Raw genomic sequence first — 16,375 nt, 5'->3', positions numbered from 1 at the left:
TAGCCGCGCCGCGCCGTCCCGACAAGCGGGGCGGCGGCGCCGCGAAAACTTACTGCAGCGTAAACCATATCGAAACGCCTGTTCGCGTAGCTTCCGCCCTGCCGGGGGGCGGGATCAACTTTGGAAATCGGACGAAGATTATGAAAATGGGCACGGAGCCTTCGGTGTTTCTGGCAGCGACTGCCTCGGTGATCGCGCTCGCGGCTTCGCCCGCAGCGGCGCAGAGCGGTGACGAAATCGTCGTCACGGGCTCGCGCATCGCGAAGAGCGAATTTACCAGCGCCGACCCGATCCAGATCATCGATCCCGAGAGCGCGAAGCTGCAGGGGCTGGTCCAACTGGCCGATGTCCTGCAGTCGACCCCCGCAGCGCAGGGATCGATCCAGATCACCTCGGCGATTTCGAACCGCTTCGTCGCCAATGGCGGGAATGATGTGCAGACGGTGTCGCTGCGCGGGCTGGGTGCCGAGCGCACGCTGGTGCTGATCAACGGCCGCCGCGCAGGCCCTGCGGGGGTTCGTGGTTCGGTTGCGCCGTTCGATCTCAACGTACTGCCGCTTTCGGTCGTGCGGCAGGTTGAGGTGCTGAAGACGGGCGCCTCGTCAATCTATGGTTCGGACGCCGTCGCCGGCGTCGTCAACATCCTGACCCGCAACGACCTGAACGGCTTTGAGGGCGGCGGTTTTTCGTCGGTCACCGAGCATGGCGGCGGTGAAAGCTATGGCGTCGACGCGAGCTTTGGCAAGACGTTCGATCGCGGCCATTTTTTCGCGACGGTCGATTATTTCCGCCAGCAGAGCCTGACCCGCCGCGACCGCGGTTTCCTTTTCTGCGCCGAAGAATATCTGAAGCGCGAGGCCGACGGCAGCCGCGCCGACATCGTCGATTTCCGCACCGGCCGCCCGCAGTGCAGCGGCACGATTGGCAATGCGATCGCCTTCAGCGATTTCACCGGCGTCGATCAAAACGGCTTTCCGGCATTTGAGCCTGGGCTGTTCGCCCCGAACGGCCAGCTGATCCCTTACGGCCAATATGGCGCCGAATTCGCGGGCGTCGGCATGCCGATCAACGTCTATAATCCGATCGGCGTCTTTGGCCCCGCCAATTTCTTCGGGCTCAATTTCGACGGCCCCTCGACCGGCGCGCTCAACAAATTCACCCCCGCCGAGCAGGATATGGACGTGTTTTCGGGGGTGAAGCGCATCAGCGCCTTCGCCGAGGGCGCCTATGACGTGACCGACGGCATAACGCTTTATGGCGAAGCATTGTTCAGCAACCGCAAGTCGCACAACAACAGCTTTCAAGTGATGACGGTCGACCAGTTCACCGGCGCGTCGATGCTGCCCTTTTTCCTCTGCGACCCGACCGCATATAATTGCGACCCCAATGACATGGGCGACCCGTTCAACGCGGAGTTCGGCGGCAACCTCATCCTGCGTCCGCAGATAGTGGTGAAGTCGGAAAGCAGCACCGATGTCGACTATTATCGGGGCGTGCTTGGCCTGCGCGGCGAGATCGCCGGCGGCTGGAAATGGGATGTCAGCGGTCAGCACAGCCGTTCGGACGCGAGCTATACGCAGGATGTGATCTATCAGGACGCACTCGCGTCGCAGACCTTCCGCACGCGATCGTGCGCCGGGACGACGACGGCGATCCGCGGCGTGCCGTGCATCGATATCGACTTCACCGATCCGCGCGTGCTGCGCGGCGATTTCACACCGGCCGAGCGCGCATTCCTGATGGGCCGCGAGACGGGCCGGACCCTATTCAAGCAGACCTCTGCCGAGGCGTTGCTGACGGGCAAGCTGTTCAACCTGCCCGCGGGGCCGGTCGGCGTGGCGTTCGGCGCGAATATCCGCCGCGACGAGATCAACGACACGCCGGGCGAGGCAACGCTTGCCGGCAATGTCGCCAATTTCACGACCTCCGGCATCACCGCGGGGCACACCGTGTCGAAGGAACTCTTCGGTGAGGTCGAAGTGCCGCTGCTCGAAGGCGTGCCGATGATCGAGCGGCTGACGCTGTCGGGTGCGGCGCGCTATACGCATGTCGAGGCGACGCGCGGCGACGGTGTGCAGGACAAGTATAGCGATACGACCTGGAAGGTCGGCGCCGACTGGGCGGTGACCGACTGGCTGCGCTTCCGCGGCACATGGGGCACTTCGTTCCGCGCGCCCGCGCTGTTCGAGCTGTTCCTCAACGACCAGACCGGCTTCCTTGGCCAGCAGGCGATCGACCCGTGCATCCAGACCGGCGCGCGGCTGGCTGCGGGAGCGATCACCCAGCGCATCTTCGACAATTGCGCCGCCGACGGCATCAGCCCGACCTTCGCCGGCGGCTTCGGACCGGCGGTCATCGCATCGGGCGGCGGCATCGGTCAGCTCAAGCCCGAAACCTCGACCGCCAAAACGGTGTCGGTCATCCTCACCCCCGATTTGTCGGGTGCGCTGTGGGGCGGACTCAAGACGCGGCTAGCGGTCGACTATTTCGATATCGAGGTGAAGGACGAGATCACTTTGCTCGGCGCCGGCAATATCCTGCGCGGCTGTTATGACTCCGACGTCGCCGACGAGCCGCTGTGCGGCCTGTTCACGCGTACCGCCACGGGCCCCGATGCGCAGAGCGTCGCCACCGTCACCGACCGTTATGTCAACATCAGCCGCCAGTGGAACCGCGGCGTCGACCTGTCGCTTGCGATCGATCAGGATCTGGGCAAGCTCGGTTCGCTCGCCTTCCGCGCGCAGATGACCTGGCAGGTGAAGGACAAGGTCGCGCTCTTCCCCGGCACCGAGGTCAATGACAATGGCAAGATCGGCAATCCGAAATGGGTCGGCGATTTCAATCTTGGCTGGATGAAAGACGGCTGGACGCTCTTCTATGGAATCGACGTCACCGGCGCGGCTTCGAATGAAGCGGATCTGCTGAAGGCGCAGGGCGGCGATGCATGCCGCACCTCAAGCTTCCGTCCGGGCGGGCGCTTCTGCCCCGACGTCAGCGTGCCCGCGACCTTCTATCACTCGCTGTCGCTGAGCCGCGATGTTGCCGAGCGGTTCCGCATCACGCTTGGCGTCGCGAATCTGTTCGACACCCCGCCGCCGCGCGTATCGACCGTCATCACCGCGACGCCGCTGGTTATCGGGCAGGCGCCGGCGTTCGGCACGCAATATGATTATCTGGGGCGCCGCTTTTTCCTGAGCGTGCGCGGCAAGATTTAGCGCTGAGACATTGTACTCCCCGGCGAAGGGGGGGACATCTCTATCGCCTGATTTCCGCCGTTTCTTGTCTCTCGTCATCCCGGGCTTGATCCGGGATCCCGCTTTTTGACGCATTCACTGACTTCGACCTCAAGCGGGACCCCGGATCAAGTCCGGGGTGACGAGGATATATAGAGCAGCTCCCGGTTGCTCCCTGCCTTTCGTCATCCCAGGCTTGACCCGGGATGCCGCTTTTCTTCCGCACGGACTGGCTTCGATTTCAAGCGTCACCCCGGATCAGGTCCGGGGTGACGAGGAAAGATTGGGCGATTTCGGGCCCTTAGCCGGCTTCGGCTTCGCCCGACCTGTCGACCAAATCCATAAAGTCGCGCGCCACGTTGCGCTCGCCCTCGTCCTTGAAGGCGACGTCGAGGTCGGGCGCGACGCCGAGCATGTACATCAACGCCCAAAGCGCGAAGCGGCGGCCGGGATTGGTTTCGAGCCCGAAGTCGACGCGCATGCGTTCGGTGCCCGCGGCGTGGGCCTCCGGGTGGATCGCCGCAATGTCGGCGGTTCCGAAATAGCGGCGGAGCTGGTCGTCGAAATCCATGATCGAGTCTTTGGCCGAATTTGGCCGATTGGAAAACCCCATCGGAGCTCATTGCCCGCCCCCTTTGATGGGCGAGGCTGCGAGACTTGCGAACTTGTTCGCTAGTCGCAGCGGTGGGGGTGCGGTTGCGCCCCTGAACTTTGGTTGAAGGACGCACCATCACCCCCATCCAACTTCACCTAGTCGCTTCGCGACAAGGCTGCGTATCCTTCCCCCATCGAGGGGGAAGGGTGTCGATGCGGTTGTCTTTGCCCGAGCGCCCCGATAGGGCGGCGCCTGTGAAGACCAGCATCGACATCGGGACCGACGCCGCGGGGCAGGGCGTACGCATCGACGTGCAGGAACTGCTCGCGACGCGCCTGCTCGTCCAGGGCAATTCGGGGTCGGGCAAGTCGCATCTTCTCCGCCGCATCCTGGAGGAAAGCGCCGAACTGGTGCAGCAGATCGTGATCGATCCCGAGGGCGATTTCGTGACGCTTGCCGACGCGTACAGCCATGTCGTGATCAACGGCGGCGATTATAACGAGCGCGAGATCGCCGCGATGGGCGCGCGCATCCGCGAGCATCGCGCGTCGATCATCCTCAGCCTGGAATCGCTCGATATCGAGGCGCAGATGACCTGTGCCGCGGCGTTTTTGAACGCGCTGTTCGATGCGCCGCGCGAGCATTGGTTCCCCGCGCTGGTCGTGGTCGACGAGGCGCAGATGTTCGCGCCGAGCGTCGCGGGCGACGTCGCCGACAATGTTCGCCGCGCGAGCCTGTCGGCGATGACGAACCTGATGTGCCGCGGGCGCAAGCGCGGTCTGGCCGGGGCGATCGCGACGCAGCGGCTGGCCAAGCTTGCGAAGAATGTCGCCGCCGAGGCGAGCAATTTCTTGATGGGGCGCACCTTTCTGGACATCGACATGGCGCGCGCCGCCGACCTGCTCGGCATGGAGCGGCGGCAGGCCGAGGCGATCCGCGACCTGGAGCGCGGGCATTTCCTGGGGCTCGGCCCCGCGATCTCGCGCCGGCCGATCGCCGTGCGCATCGGTTCGACGCAGACCTCGACGCGCCTTGGGACGCACGGCCTGATGCCGCTGCCGTCGGCGGGGGGCGAGGATATGCGATCGATGCTGTTCACCGAGATGGAGGCGCCGGTCGCCCCGCGCGTCTTTGCGCCCGAACCCGAACCGGTCGCGGCAAGCGAGTTGTTGGAGCGGATCGCGGCGAGCGAAGGGCTGCACGAGGATCTCGATGCGCCGCCGGTGCTCAACATCATCGACGCGGTCGAGGAAGCCGAGCAAAGCGATGCGGTGGTGATCGAGACTTTGCAGGAAATGCTGTCCGACCCCGATTGCGCGTTTCAGCCCGAATCCTTCCTCTATCAGGATTTTTCGGTGCGCTGCCGGATGCAGAAGCTGAAGAAGGTGCCGCTCGACCTTGCCGCCTTTCGCCGTCGCTTCGCCTTGGCGAAGGGTGGGGTGTTCGACCCCGCCGAGCCGCGTTGGCGTGAGATGCTCGCCGTCGCCGACCGGCTGCCGCACGACATGTTCGCGCCCTTTCTGCAGATCGCGCGCGCCGCGATGGACGGCGAACCCTGTCCCGACGACGAGATCCTCGGCCGCGCCTATGGCAGCCGATCGCCGGGGCGCATCCGCCGCCTGGTCGAATATATGGAAAAGCAGGGCGTGATCGTCGTGCGCGCCGATTTCGGTGGCCGGCGGTCGATCGGCATCCCCGAACTCGGGCTGAGCACCGAGGCCGAATAGGCGAACCCTCATTCCGTCGCGATTCCGCCGCGACCGGGCATGTTAATCGCGAATTAGGCACCTAAAATCTTGGGACCGGGCGCGGATCGGCGCAATCCGGTCCGCAGGTTCGCGCCTAAAACAGCGGATGCCAGCTCTCCTTGGTGGGTGGATCGTCCCGAATCCAGACCATAACCATAGAGGAGAGACTGCCATGCCTCGTCACGGCGTATATCCGCGCGACATCGTTCCGCCGCGCTCCAAATATTCCGATGCTGGCCGCTTTGGCCGAATGTTCGGCGAATTGCCGCCCTTTGCCGCCGACACCCCCGATGTACGCGCCGCGCTGATGGAAATCGGCAAGGTGGGCGGGATCATGGATGCCAAGGACAATCTGACCAAGACCCCCGCCGAACTGATCACCAACCCGGCGCTTTCGGCGAAGAATAGCGACAATCCGACGCTGACTGCGGGGTTCACCTTTCTCGGCCAATTCCTTGACCATGATATGACCTTTGACCCGACATCGAGCCTCGAGCGGCAGGTCGATCCCGAACAGATCGCCAATTTTCGCACCCCAAGCCTTGGCCTCGACAATGTGTATGGCGCGGGACCCGGCGGCAGTCCGCATCTGTACGACACGCAGGGCGGCAAGGGCGGCAAGTTCCTGCTCGAGCCGACAGGGACGGCGAACAAGTTCGACGTGCCGCGCAACAGCCAGAAAGTCGCGCTGATCGGCGACCCGCGCGACGACGAGAATCTGATCATCAGCCAGCTTCAGGTCGCGTTCCTGAAGTTTCACAATGAAGTCGTCGAATATGTGAAGACCAAGATCAAGCTGACCGGTTCGGACGAGATTTTCGCGGAGGCGCAGCGGATCGTGCGCTGGCATTATCAGTGGATCATCGTCCATGAATTCCTGCGCAAGACGTGCGGCGACGCGGTGGTCGACGATGTGCTGACGAACGGCCGCAAATATTATAGCTGGCACAACGAGCCTTATATCCCGGTCGAATTTTCGGTCGCTGCCTATCGTTTCGGGCACAGCCAGGTGCGGCCGTCGTATCGCGCGAATTTCACCGGCAATGGCGGCAGTCCGTTCTTTGCGATGATCTTTACCCCGACGCCGTCGGATCCGAACGATCCCGACGATCTGTCGGGCGGCTGCCGCGCGCCGCGGCGCTTCGTCGATTGGCCGACCTTCTTCGATTTCAGCGACGGCAATGTGAAACCGAACAAGAAGATCGATTCCACTTTGTCGACTTCGTTGTTCCGCCTGCCGGGATCGGTCGTGCCCAACCCCGATGCGAAATCGAACCCGGCCTCGCTCGCGCAGCGCAATCTGCTCCGCCACCTGACCTTTTCGCTGCCGTCGGGACAGCGGGTGGCGCGCGCGATGAAGCTGCCCGAATTGTCGAAGGGCGATCTTGCCGACCTCAAGCCGCATGGTTTCGACGACCGGACGCCGCTGTGGTTCTATATCCTGCGCGAGGCGCAGGTGACGCAAAATGGCGAGCGGTTGGGGCCGGTCGGGGCGCGGATCGTCACCGAGGTGTTCCTGGGGCTGCTACAGGGCGACAAGGGATCCTATCTGTCGCAGGACCCCGAATGGCAGCCGTTCCTGCCGACGGTCGACGCTTCGAAGAAAGGCGACGACTTTCGGATGATCGACCTGCTTCGCTACGCAGAGGTCGCGTAAGGGGCGATGTCGCCGGCGTCCCTTGCGGGCGTCGGCGATTTCCCGTTCAGCTCTTACGGAACAGCGCTTCGGCGGCGGCCTTCTGGCTCGTCGCGGCGCTGCGATGCGCCTTGATGCGCGCAATCTCTCCCTCGAGCGCGGCGATGCGGTCGTCGAGTTCGTCGACCGACAGCGGATCGAGCGGCTGTCTGGTCAGCGCCGTCAACACATCGTCGCGGCGGCGGGGAAGGTCGTCATCGTCCACGCGCATCCTCCTGATCCTGAGGCCGAAAAGGCGCGCGACTGTTGACCCGTGTCGCAGCACTGTCAATAAGGCGGGGCAGGGGTGCGGGAATGAGTGGACCAGTGGGGGATTGTACCAAGTGACGAGCGTGCCAGCAGAAATGACCGCCATCGCCATCAGCGAGCCCGGCGGACCCGAGGTTTTGCAACCGCAGACGCGGCCCGTACCGCAGCCCGGACCCGGCGAAGTGCTGATCCGCGTCGCCGCCGCAGGGGTCAATCGCCCCGACGTGTTGCAGCGCATGGGCTTTTACCCGCCGCCGCCGGGCGCATCGGACCTTCCCGGGCTGGAGGTTGCGGGCACGGTGGTCGCGGTCGGCCCGGGCGGCGATCCCGAACTCCTCGGCCAGGCGGTGTGCGCGCTGATCGCGGGCGGCGGCTATGCCGAATATTGCACCGCGCCGGTCGGTAGCTGCCTGCCGGTGCCCAAGGGCTTTTCGATGGAAGAGGCGGCGGCGCTGCCCGAAACCGTCTTTACCGTGTGGCATAATCTGTTCGAGCGCGGCTATGTCCGCGACGGCGAGACCGTGCTGGTCCATGGCGGCACCAGCGGCATCGGCACGACCGCGATCGGCCTTTGCAAATTGTTCGATGTGCGGATCATCGTGACCTGCGGCAGCGCTGAGAAATGCGCCGCGGCGACCGCTCTCGGCGCCGATCTTGCCGTCGACTATTCGGCGGAGGATTATGTCGAGGCGGTGAAGGGCTTTACCAATGGCAGGGGCGTCGACGTCGTGCTCGACATGGTCGGCGGCGATTATCTGCCGCGCAATCTTGCCTGCCTTGCCGAAGACGGCCGCCATGTCTCGATCGCTTTCCAGCGGGGCGCCAAGGGCGAGTTCGACATCGCCGATGTGATGCGCCGCCGGCTGACGCTGACGGGTTCGACGCTCCGCGCGCGCAGCGCCGATTTCAAGGCGTCGCTCGCCGACGAGATTCACCGCACGCTTTGGCCGCGCCTTGCCGAGGGCCGATGGAAGCCGGCGATGGACCAGACCTTCCCGCTTGCCGAGGCAAGCGCCGCGCATGCGCGGATGCAGGCGGGCGAGCATGTGGGGAAGATCGTGCTGACGGCGGGATGAGCCGAGGGAACATTCGGTATCGATCGGCGGTTAGGCGACCGGGGGGGCTAATCAAAAGAGGATGATCTCTCCCGATGAAGATGCGTAGCCTGTTCCTGCCCGCCACCGCGCTCTCCCTTGTCCTTGCAGCCTGTTCCCAGCCCGCCGAAACCGAAAAGGCGCCGACCGCATCCTATGACGGCGACGTCGTGCCCGCGGGCAAAGCGGCCGAGCCCGCCGTTCCCGCGATCAAACCCGTCGATATCCCGACGCGCGGCGGCGACGGGTCGCCGATCGAACTGGCGGCGCTGACCGAAGCCGATGTCGGCGGGGCGAAGCTGAAGGGCGAGCTTGCGTGCAGCTTTGCCGCCGACGAAGCCGCGCAGCCGATCCTGCACGCGCAGGGCGACGTCGCCTCGGCCGACCCGTCGCGCGGGATCGTCAAGGTCGGCGATACGATTGAAGCCGTGTCGGCGAACGGCGGTTTCGATGCGATGGCAAAGGGCACCAAATTCTTTGGCAAGGGGCTGCAGCTTCGCATCGCGCTGGTCGGCCCGGCGCAGGGCGGCGGTGAGTCGCCGCCGCGCCCCGCGACGCTGACCGCCGACCGCGCCGACGGCGCGCAGCGCGTCTTCGCAGGGCTGTGGCGCTGCGGTCCGTAGGCGCGGGCTCGGTTACCGCGCCCCGAGCTTGTTAGCAGTAGGGATCGCAGCCGGCCGAGGCGCGCGACCGGTCGATCGTGGTGTGGGTCTCGTCCTGCGCATCGCGGGCAATCCGCTCGCGATCCTCGCGCGTCAGGCAAACCCGCGTCACCTTGGCCAGCGATCCCGTGACCGACGACTGGCGACAGGTGATGTAATAGGGATGGTTCGGGGGCAGCTTTGCATTGAAGGCACGGATTTCAGCCCGCGACATCGCGGGCACGTCGGGGCGGGCGATCCCGTCCGCCGTTGCCGTAGCCGGCGCCGCGGCGGGCGCCGCAGTCGCACCAGACATGGTGGCAAGTGCGAGGCCGCCTGCCAGAACGGCTGCCGTTGCGAAATATTTCATGACCGTATTTCCCCCAAATGGCTTGCTGTTTCCGGCCGTCCCCGCGCGGCCGGGTGTCTGTCAGACTGATTAGCTTGAGCAAAATCGCGCGGCAACAATATTTGCGCATAGGGGCGGGGCGCCCGCGAACGGCGGTCTTTTCACCCTTATGCTTGCCCCATGGGGCAAACAGGTCTACATCAGCCGCCGAACGGCCGCCCCGCGAGGGGCGGCCCTTATTATTTCCGCTTGGAGACTTTTCGTCATGGCCAATGCCGACGCCACCCCGCTGATGCCGCATGCGACCGCCGCCTGGCTGGTCGACAACACCGGCCTGACCTTTGTGCAGATCGCCGAATATTGCGGCATCCATATCCTGGAAGTGCAGGCGATCGCCGACGAGACCGCCGCGACCAAATATACCGGCCGCGACCCTGTCCGCGCGCACGAGCTGTCGATGGAAGAGATCGACAAGGGACAGAAGGACCCCAATTACAAGCTGAAGATGAGCAAGCAGGCGCAGGACACGATTCGTCGTACCCGGGGCCCGCGCTATACCCCGGTCAGCAAGCGCCAGGACAAGCCCGACGGCATCGCGTGGATTCTGAAGAACCACCCCGAAGTGTCCGACGGCGCGATCAGCAAGCTGATCGGCACCACGCGCAACACCATCGGCGCGATCCGCGACCGCAGCCACTGGAACAGCGCGAACATCGTGCCGAAGGATCCGGTGACGCTTGGTCTCTGCTCGCAACGCGAACTCGACGCGCTGGTCGCCAAGGCGGCGAAGAAGGCGGGCATCAAGGCCCCCGAGGACAGCCGTTTCGAGGGCGACCGCGAAGCGCTGCTGGAAGAGCTGCGCGCCGAACGCACCGCCGCGAACGAAGCGCGCGCCGCCGAAGAGGCCAGCGAAGAACAGGCCTGACGGCTTGGTTGCGATCTGCCCCTTGCTCGTCATTGCGAGCGAAGCGAAGCAATCCAGTGCGGTTTACGCAATCATGGATTGCCGCGTCGCTTCGCTCCTCGCAATGACAACGGGAGGTTGAGATGGGTCAAGGTGACGAGGATAATATTCCGGCGGCCAGCGGTTCGCCGGATGCCTCGCTGACCCAGGACGACAGCTTTACCGCGACCAGTCACGCGGGCCTCACCTATCCATGGGGCGAGGCTGCGCCCGGCGCGGGCGAGACGATCCGCATCGCGAACGGGATCAGTTGGGCACGCATCCCGATGCCGGGGTCGCTGGGCCATATCAACAGCTGGCTTCTCGACGACGATGCCAATGGGGAGGAGGGCGGCGTAGCCGTCGTCGATACCGGCATCTGCCTGACCATGTGCTCCGATGCGTGGAAGGCGCTTTATGCCGGGGCGCTGAAGGACAAGCGCATCACGCGCGTCATCGGCACGCACCTGCACCCCGACCATATCGGCCTCGCGGGCTGGATCGCGAAGAAGCAGGATGTGAAGCTGTGGATGACACGCGGCGAGATGCTCACCGCGCGCGCGATCGTCGCCGATTCTTCCGATACCGCGCCCGACGAGGTGCTCACCCAGTCGCGCGCCGCAGGGTGGGACGAGGCCGCGATCGAGACGCAGCGCAGCCGCGGCTGGAACATGTTCCAGCGCATGATCTTCACGCTGCCGCGATCCTATGTGCGGATCGCGGACGGCGAGACGCTCGACATGGGCGTGCATCGCTGGCGCGTCGTCACCGGGTCGGGGCATAGCCCCGAACATGCGTGCCTGTGGAACGAGAAAGAGGGCGTGCTCGTCTCGGGCGATCAGGTGCTGCCGCGGATCAGTTCGAACGTGTCGGTCAACATCACCGAACCCGACGCCGATCCCCTGGGCGAGTGGCTCGCGTCGATCGACAAATTGCTCGCCACGGTGCCTGCCGATGTCGTTACCTGTCCCGCGCATGGCGAGCCGTTCAAGGGGCTGCACGTCCGCCTGATGGCGCTGCGCGACGAGCACCGGATGCGGCTCTATAATCTGGCCGAAGCGGCGGCGAAGTCGCCGATGCGCGCGGTCGACAGCTTTCCCCTGCTCTTCAACCGCCCGATCGGCGAGCATAATCAGGGGCTGGCGACGGGCGAGGCGCTCGCGCATCTGAAGCGGCTTGAAGTCGAGGGTCGCGTGAAGCGCGAAGACCGCGACGGCGTGTGGTGGTATCACGGGGTAGCGTGATGCGCGGGTCCGGTTTCTGGTTGGGCGTCGCGATCGTCGCGATGCCCGTTCCCCTTTGGGCAAACGAGCCGGCGGCCACCGACGAGGCCAATGAAGAGATCGTCGTCACCGCACGCCGATCGGGCGCGCCGATGTGGACGATCGAGACGCGCGCCGGCGTCGTCATCCTCGTCGGCGAGATCGCGGCGGTTCCGAAAGCCACGCCCTGGCGCCCCGAACGGCTGGAAGGCGCGACCGACCGGGCGCAGCGCGTCATCCTAGGCACCAAGGCGAAAGTGTCGCCGGGCGACATCTTGCGGCTGATCTTCAAGGGCGGCGGGCTCACCAAATTACCGAAGGGGCGCGTCGCCGCCGACTATCTGACCGCCGATCAGCTCAAGCGGCTTCGTGCGCTCGAAACGCGGTTCGATCAGGATTATGCGCGCTCGAATTTCCTGATGACGGCGTTCGACCTTTTGTCGAAGCGGCTTTCCTTCAACAAGGACAGCGCCGACGACGCCTCCGACGTCGTGCGCAAGGCGGCGCGGCAGTCGAAGATTCCAACCCGCCCCGTCGGCGAGGTGCGCGGCGAGGACATGCTCGACAATCTGTTCGCCGCAGCGCCCGAAACGCACATCCCATGCCTGGAAGCCGCGATGGCGGCGACGGAAGCGGGCGGCGATATCGTGATGGAGCGCGGGCGCGCATGGACCGAGTTCGATGTTCCCGCGGTGATGGCGAGCCCGCTCGAAGAGGCACTCGGGCGCTGCTGGCCGTGGACCAACGACGGCTTCGGCCCCGAACTGCGTCAGACCTGGGTCGGTGCGATCCGCGAGGCGACCGCGCAACCCGGCGTGACGCTTGCGGTCGTTCCGCTGCGCATCCTTGCCGAAGACGGCGGGGTGCTCGACCTGCTGAAGGCGCAGGGGCTGCCGATCACCGGCCCCGCCTGGTAGGCGCGACTTATCGCGGTCTTTGCATGATCCAACTGAACGCCATCGCGTTGAAGATGGTGTAGAGGCCATAGAGCATCAGCGCGGTGAACCAGTTTCGCGTCGCGATCGCCATCGCGCCGACGAGCAGCAGGAATTCGAAGACGTAGGTGATGTTCGGCCCGACCTTGTCCGCGAGCGGCTTCACCATCTGCTGGATCAGCGGATCGTCGCTTTCCATGAAGGCGCGATGCATCGCGAAATTGCCGACCCCGGCACAGAAAATGGCGATGAGCGCGATGAGCATAGGTTTGCAGATGGGGGACGCGGGGTGGAAATGCCAGCAACATTCGGGTTATAGGGGCGCACCGTTCGCGTACCGGCCCCGCGCGAACGATCGAACGAACCCGGCTTCTGCCCCCAGAGAAGGACGTCTTCGGTGACAGCTCTCCCCCGACTGGCCGCGCTTTGCCTGCCATTTGCTCTCGCCATTCCGTCGGCGCACGCGATGCAGGATCCCGAAGAGTCGCTTCAGCCGAACCCGTTGCTCGTCGATCCGGTGCTGGGCAATCCGATCCCGACCGCGCTCGTGCCGCTCGATCCCGATCTGCCCGTTGCGGTGCGCGCGATGATCGACGCCGCCTTCGCGAGCGGCGACAATGACGATGTCGAGGCGGTGGCAAAATTCGCCCGGCGGACCAATCCCGCCAATATCGGCGAGATCGACGCGCTGCTCGCTTATTATCGCAGCGGGCATCCGCCGGAGACGCCGCCCGACCCGATAGGCAATATGCTGGCGGCCGCGATGGCGAGCGCGAAGGATGCCGATGTCGAGGCGGTCGGCAAGCTCGCGAAGGAAACCAATCCCGAGAATGCGGCGGAGATCGAGGAACGGCTGCTCGCCTATCGCGCCGAACGCAAGCGGCTGCGCGACGAGGTGGCGGCGGCCGAACGCGCGAAACTGGCGGCCGCGAAATTCTGGCAGAACTGGAAGGGCGAAGGGCAGATCGGCGCGTCGCAGAGCAGCGGCAACACCGAATCCGTCGGGCTGAGCGCCGGCCTAGCGCTGGCGCGCAAGGGGATCGACTGGACGCACAAGATGCGCGCGCAGGCCGACTATCAGCGCACCAATGGCCAGACGTCGGTCGAACGCTATCTGGCCGAGGTGGAACCGCAATATCGGATCAACGACCGCACCTTTGCCTACGGCCTCGGCCGCTGGGAACATGATCGCATCCTTGGATATGACACGCGCTGGAACCTGTCGGGCGGGCTCGGTTACAAGGTGATCGACAACAAGAAGATGACGCTCAGCCTGAAAGGCGGACCGGCGTTCCGCCAGACCGATTTCGTCAGCGGCGAAGAGGACACCGAACTGACCGCGCTCGCGGGGCTCGATTTCGGCTGGCAGATATCGCCGACGCTGCGGCTGACGCAGGTCGCATCGACGATCATCGGCGAAGCTAACGGGTCGACCAGTTCGCAGACCGCGCTCAGCGCCAAGCTGACCGGCGCGCTGTCGGCGCGGATTGCCTATTCGGCGCAGATCGACACGAGCCCGCCGCCGGGGATCGAAAGCGTCGACACCCAGACGCGCTTTACTTTGGTGTACGGCTTTTAATCGAACGCGTTCGCGGCGCCGATCTGCTCGCCTTCGGCAAGCAGGCCGACGCCGGGGACATGATTGAATTCGATACGAATGCCGTCGGGATCCTCGAACAGCACCGAATAATAGCCGGGCGCCCAGGGTTCTTCCTGCGGTTCGTGGACGATGCGGATATCGTCGCGGCGCGCGAGGAAGCCATGCACCGCGTCGACCGCCGCGCGGTCGCGCATCCGGAAGCAGGCGTGGTGCAGGCCGGGCGCCCCCTGATCGAAGCGCTTTCCGGCGTTTTCTAGGCTGCCGGTACGGATGCCGATCGCGGTGCGGCCGCCGACGCCATAGAGCATATGCTCGCTATCCAGAACGACCTTCAACTCCAGATGGGCGATCATCGCGCGCCAGAAGGCGGTCGAGCGCGCGAAATCGCCCGCGGTCAGGATGACGTGCGCGACGCCGTTGAGGCCGCTCATTTGCCGCTCCCTATTTGATCGCTGCCAGCACGTAGAGGAATTCGGCGAAGCCCATCGTCGCGTCGACAAGACCGGCGACCTTGGGATTTGTCGAATCGATGAGGAAATATTCGTCGGGGGCATGCGCGCCCGACCCGTGGCCGATGCCGAAATGCGCTGCGGGAATCGATACCGGCGGCGACGTGAAGGTCGAGCCCGGCCAGCTTCCCGCCATCCGCGGGTTGATGCTCGTTTCGATCCCCAGCTTCTTGTAAGTCGCGAGTTCCGAGCGGACGAGACGGCTGTCCTCGGCGACCTCGGTCGGGTCATAGCCGCCCGAGACATTCACCTCGACATCGGTGAAGCCATGTTTGTCGAGATGCGCGCGCAGCTTCTTTTCGGCCTCGGCGCGCGTCTGGTTGGGGACGAGGCGCAGGTCGAGCTTCGCGACCGCCTTGCCGGGCAGGACCGTCTTGCCGCCAGGGCCGGTGTAGCCCGCAACCAGCCCCTCGATATTGACCGTCGGCTCCTGCGCGAGGCGGATCAGCGCATCGTCGTAGGAGAGGTTATCGATCCAGTGGGTGACGCCGAGCGCCGCTTTCTGCTGCGCTTCGTCGCCCGCCTTCGCGGCTTCGCGGATCAGCGTTTTCTCGCGGTCGGTGAGCGGGCGGACATTTTCGAACCAGCCCTCGATCGCGGGTTTGTTGCCATCGGGGGTGACGAGCGTCTGGAGCGCCTGCACCAGCCGCCACGCGGGCGAATCGACCATCGCTTTCAGGCTCGAATGCACGTCGCCCTTTGGCCCGCGGCCCCATTTCTCGCCGCTGGCGATCAGTTCGAGTTCGATGATCCCCTTCGACCCCAGGTTGACCGTGACATTCCCGGTCTTCCCCTGCGAAGCGAAGGGGATGAAAATGCCCTCGCATTTCTTGAGCGCGGCGAGGATGTTGGGCTTGGTCGCGATCTGGCGGAAATGCGGCGAGCCGATCTCTTCCTCGCCCTCGCACACGAGCACGATGTTGACGGGCAGCTTGCGTCCGGCGGCGCGGATCGCGTGGAGTGCGGCGAGGAAGGTTGCCTCGGGCCCCTTCTGATTCACCGCGCCGCGGCCCATGATCGCCTGTCCGAAACCGGGGCGCTCGACCATCTTGCCCTCGAGCGGCGGCGACGACCATTCGGCGGGGTCGAACTGTTTGACGTCGTACATGAAATAGATGCCGAGCGTGCGCTTGGCGCCGACGTCGATCGTGCCGAAGACGCCGGGATGGCCGTCGGTGGGTACGATCTCGACATTCGTGAAGCCCGCGTCTTTCGCGAGTTCGGCCATATAGGCCGCGCCTTCGGGCATGCTGCGGTTTTCGGCGGCGATCGAGGGGAGTGCGATCCAGTCGCGGATACGCTTGATCGAGGCATCCTTGCCGGCTTCGGCAGCCTTGCGGATATCCGTCATCGTCCCCGACTGCGCCCAGAGCGGCAAGGGCTGCATGAAGGCGGCGCCCGCCCCGAGCATCGCGGTACCGCGCAGCATGTCGCGGCGGTTCAGTCGGTTAAGCTCACGAAAATCCATCATGCGTCCCCTGCCTGCTTCGTATACGAACCAGTGTGCCGATCCCGCGGAGA

Annotated in this window: 15 protein-coding genes; 9 read left to right on the top strand and 6 right to left on the bottom strand. The window is 65.0% G+C overall.

Annotation, left to right across the window (positions count from 1 at the left end; translation table 11 throughout):
- Positions 1 to 140: 140 nt before the first annotated feature.
- Positions 141 to 3,215 carry a TonB-dependent receptor gene (locus KEC45_RS16195; RefSeq protein ID WP_062176576.1) on the top strand — a complete coding sequence of 1,025 codons (3,075 nt, stop codon included), beginning with the start codon at positions 141 to 143 and terminating at the stop codon, positions 3,213 to 3,215.
- 319 nt (positions 3,216 to 3,534) lie between these two features.
- Here the strand turns inward: KEC45_RS16195 and KEC45_RS16190 are convergent, their stop codons facing one another.
- A complete protein-coding gene (locus tag KEC45_RS16190) occupies positions 3,535 to 3,804 on the bottom strand; it encodes a hypothetical protein (protein ID WP_062183329.1) in 270 nt (89 codons plus the stop codon).
- A 278-nt stretch (positions 3,805 to 4,082) separates the two neighbouring features.
- On the opposite strand from KEC45_RS16190, the gene KEC45_RS16185 reads away from it, so the two are divergent.
- Together KEC45_RS16185 and KEC45_RS16180 are read left to right on the top strand one after the other, a co-directional pair.
- Positions 4,083 to 5,555, top strand: coding sequence for an ATP-binding protein (locus KEC45_RS16185; RefSeq protein WP_238586529.1), 1,473 nt, complete (start codon positions 4,083 to 4,085; stop codon positions 5,553 to 5,555).
- A gap of 193 nt (positions 5,556 to 5,748) precedes the next feature.
- Complete coding sequence (locus KEC45_RS16180) at positions 5,749 to 7,233, top strand: heme peroxidase family protein (RefSeq protein WP_062176579.1); 1,485 nt, start codon at positions 5,749 to 5,751, stop codon at positions 7,231 to 7,233.
- A 46-nt stretch (positions 7,234 to 7,279) separates the two neighbouring features.
- Here the strand turns inward: KEC45_RS16180 and KEC45_RS16175 are convergent, their stop codons facing one another.
- Complete coding sequence (locus tag KEC45_RS16175) at positions 7,280 to 7,477, bottom strand: DUF1192 domain-containing protein (RefSeq protein ID WP_062183336.1); 198 nt, start codon at positions 7,475 to 7,477, stop codon at positions 7,280 to 7,282.
- 139 nt (positions 7,478 to 7,616) lie between these two features.
- Here KEC45_RS16175 and KEC45_RS16170 point away from each other — a divergent pair, with 139 nt between their 5' ends.
- Complete coding sequence (locus tag KEC45_RS16170) at positions 7,617 to 8,597, top strand: NAD(P)H-quinone oxidoreductase (RefSeq protein ID WP_062176582.1); 981 nt, start codon at positions 7,617 to 7,619, stop codon at positions 8,595 to 8,597.
- Between the two features lie 74 nt (positions 8,598 to 8,671).
- Complete coding sequence (locus KEC45_RS16165) at positions 8,672 to 9,238, top strand: hypothetical protein (RefSeq protein WP_062176585.1); 567 nt, start codon at positions 8,672 to 8,674, stop codon at positions 9,236 to 9,238.
- Positions 9,239 to 9,269: 31 nt separating this feature from the next.
- Here the strand turns inward: KEC45_RS16165 and KEC45_RS16160 are convergent, their stop codons facing one another.
- The gene (locus KEC45_RS16160; protein ID WP_062176588.1) at positions 9,270 to 9,626 is read right to left on the bottom strand and encodes a hypothetical protein; all 357 of its coding nucleotides are present in this window, start codon (positions 9,624 to 9,626) and stop codon (positions 9,270 to 9,272) included.
- A 271-nt stretch (positions 9,627 to 9,897) separates the two neighbouring features.
- Between KEC45_RS16160 and KEC45_RS16155 the strand changes: the two genes are divergently transcribed.
- The 3 genes from KEC45_RS16155 (at position 9,898) to KEC45_RS16145 (ending at position 12,727) form a co-directional block, all read left to right on the top strand.
- Positions 9,898 to 10,530, top strand: coding sequence for a DUF1013 domain-containing protein (locus tag KEC45_RS16155; RefSeq protein ID WP_062183339.1), 633 nt, complete (start codon positions 9,898 to 9,900; stop codon positions 10,528 to 10,530).
- A gap of 122 nt (positions 10,531 to 10,652) precedes the next feature.
- Positions 10,653 to 11,792 (top strand): MBL fold metallo-hydrolase, encoded by a 1,140-nt coding sequence (locus KEC45_RS16150; protein WP_062176590.1) that lies wholly within the window; start codon positions 10,653 to 10,655, stop codon positions 11,790 to 11,792.
- Entirely contained in the window at positions 11,792 to 12,727 is a 936-nt protein-coding gene (locus KEC45_RS16145; RefSeq protein ID WP_238586530.1) for a TraB/GumN family protein, read from the top strand. Before KEC45_RS16150 ends, KEC45_RS16145 begins: the two co-directional genes overlap by 1 nt.
- Positions 12,728 to 12,734: 7 nt before the next feature.
- Here KEC45_RS16145 and KEC45_RS16140 read toward each other — a convergent pair whose 3' ends face one another.
- Complete coding sequence (locus KEC45_RS16140) at positions 12,735 to 13,010, bottom strand: hypothetical protein (RefSeq protein ID WP_062176593.1); 276 nt, start codon at positions 13,008 to 13,010, stop codon at positions 12,735 to 12,737.
- A 132-nt stretch (positions 13,011 to 13,142) separates the two neighbouring features.
- Between KEC45_RS16140 and KEC45_RS16135 the strand changes: the two genes are divergently transcribed.
- On the top strand, positions 13,143 to 14,324 hold the full coding sequence (locus tag KEC45_RS16135) for a YdiY family protein (protein ID WP_238586531.1): 1,182 nt from the start codon (positions 13,143 to 13,145) through the stop codon (positions 14,322 to 14,324).
- On the opposite strand, the gene KEC45_RS16130 is transcribed toward KEC45_RS16135, so the two are convergent.
- Together KEC45_RS16130 and KEC45_RS16125 are read right to left on the bottom strand one after the other, a co-directional pair.
- Positions 14,321 to 14,776: a VOC family protein gene (locus tag KEC45_RS16130; RefSeq protein WP_062176595.1), complete on the bottom strand. Its 456-nt coding sequence runs from the start codon at positions 14,774 to 14,776 to the stop codon at positions 14,321 to 14,323. The two genes, KEC45_RS16135 and KEC45_RS16130, sit on opposite strands and share 4 nt — an antisense overlap.
- Before the next feature lie 10 nt (positions 14,777 to 14,786).
- Entirely contained in the window at positions 14,787 to 16,322 is a 1,536-nt protein-coding gene (locus KEC45_RS16125; RefSeq protein WP_062176598.1) for a M20/M25/M40 family metallo-hydrolase, read from the bottom strand.
- Positions 16,323 to 16,375 lie beyond the last annotated feature (53 nt).

The sequence above is a fragment of the Sphingopyxis sp. USTB-05 genome, from assembly GCF_023822045.1.
GTDB lineage: Bacteria > Pseudomonadota > Alphaproteobacteria > Sphingomonadales > Sphingomonadaceae > Sphingopyxis.
The sequence above is the reverse complement of the archived record's forward strand: the minus strand, read 5'-3'. Positions and strand labels throughout refer to the sequence as shown.

Bases quoted from the DNA above. Each gene is read 5' to 3' on its own strand.
- KEC45_RS16195 (WP_062176576.1), top strand. From the start codon at position 141: ATGAAAATGGGCACGGAGCCTTCGGTGTTTCTGGCAGCGACTGCCTCG.
- KEC45_RS16190 (WP_062183329.1), bottom strand. From the start codon at position 3,804: ATGGATTTCGACGACCAGCTCCGCCGCTATTTCGGAACCGCCGACATT.
- KEC45_RS16180 (WP_062176579.1), top strand. From the start codon at position 5,749: ATGCCTCGTCACGGCGTATATCCGCGCGACATCGTTCCGCCGCGCTCC.
- KEC45_RS16170 (WP_062176582.1), top strand. From the start codon at position 7,617: ATGACCGCCATCGCCATCAGCGAGCCCGGCGGACCCGAGGTTTTGCAA.
- KEC45_RS16165 (WP_062176585.1), top strand. From the start codon at position 8,672: ATGAAGATGCGTAGCCTGTTCCTGCCCGCCACCGCGCTCTCCCTTGTC.
- KEC45_RS16160 (WP_062176588.1), bottom strand. From the start codon at position 9,626: ATGAAATATTTCGCAACGGCAGCCGTTCTGGCAGGCGGCCTCGCACTT.
- KEC45_RS16155 (WP_062183339.1), top strand. From the start codon at position 9,898: ATGCCGCATGCGACCGCCGCCTGGCTGGTCGACAACACCGGCCTGACC.
- KEC45_RS16150 (WP_062176590.1), top strand. From the start codon at position 10,653: ATGGGTCAAGGTGACGAGGATAATATTCCGGCGGCCAGCGGTTCGCCG.
- KEC45_RS16145 (WP_238586530.1), top strand. From the start codon at position 11,792: ATGCGCGGGTCCGGTTTCTGGTTGGGCGTCGCGATCGTCGCGATGCCC.
- KEC45_RS16140 (WP_062176593.1), bottom strand. From the start codon at position 13,010: ATGCTCATCGCGCTCATCGCCATTTTCTGTGCCGGGGTCGGCAATTTC.
- KEC45_RS16130 (WP_062176595.1), bottom strand. From the start codon at position 14,776: ATGAGCGGCCTCAACGGCGTCGCGCACGTCATCCTGACCGCGGGCGAT.
- KEC45_RS16125 (WP_062176598.1), bottom strand. From the start codon at position 16,322: ATGGATTTTCGTGAGCTTAACCGACTGAACCGCCGCGACATGCTGCGC.